The sequence below is a fragment of the Mycobacterium sp. 852002-51961_SCH5331710 genome (genome assembly GCF_001665535.1).
Classification (GTDB): domain Bacteria; phylum Actinomycetota; class Actinomycetes; order Mycobacteriales; family Mycobacteriaceae; genus Mycobacterium.
The window spans coordinates 1-681 of the sequence record NZ_LZSQ01000029.1; the positions used below are offsets into that span (position 1 = coordinate 1).

Consider the following 681-nt stretch of genomic DNA (forward strand, 5'->3'; position numbering starts at 1 on the left):
CGTTTGGTGCGGAACAGATCCAGCGCCGATCCGGTGGCTTTGTCGAACACCGCGAGGTAGTGGTTGGCGTGAGCGGCGAGTCGGATGACGTCGGTGATCGGCATGACGGTGCCGCCGCCGGTGGTGCCGACTCCGGCGCGTGACTGCAGGTCTTGCAGGGTGGTGCGGATGATGATCGACACCGGTAGCCCGTTGAGTCGGCCGAGGTGTCCGCTCATCAATGCGATGCGCCCGACGGCGAGCAGTGCGTCGTGTTGGCGCTGGGCCAGGGTGCGGTGGTCGGTGTCGATTTGGGCTTGGGTCGGGGTGCCCGAGGTGCATGGTTCGGGGTCGTCGGGGTTGCACATGCCCGGGGCGGCGTATTTGGCGAAGATTGCTTCCCACACTGCCCACGCTTCGGGGGTGAGCGTGGCGCGTAGTTCCACCATTCCGTCGGGGCTTTGTTTGGACTTGGTGATGCCGCGTTTGCGGGCGCGGTCGGTGTCGGTGGGCTCGGGGCCGTCTTGGTCGAGCAGAAACAGTGTGAGGTCGGCGGTGTCGGTGAGTTCTTTGGGCCCGACTTTGACTGCGGTGCGGACCAGGTCGAGTTCGAATTGCTCGCGGGTGGGCGCGTCTACCCAGCTGGGCAGTTTGGTGATCGATTTGCGGATGACCTCGACATGGTCGGTGTTGATCAGCCCG

General features: G+C 65.1%; 1 protein-coding gene. It reads right to left on the minus strand.

From position 1 onward, the window contains the following. On the minus strand, window positions 1-681 hold a 681-nt coding region (locus tag A5752_RS04675; protein WP_156613617.1), incomplete at both ends, for a DUF222 domain-containing protein.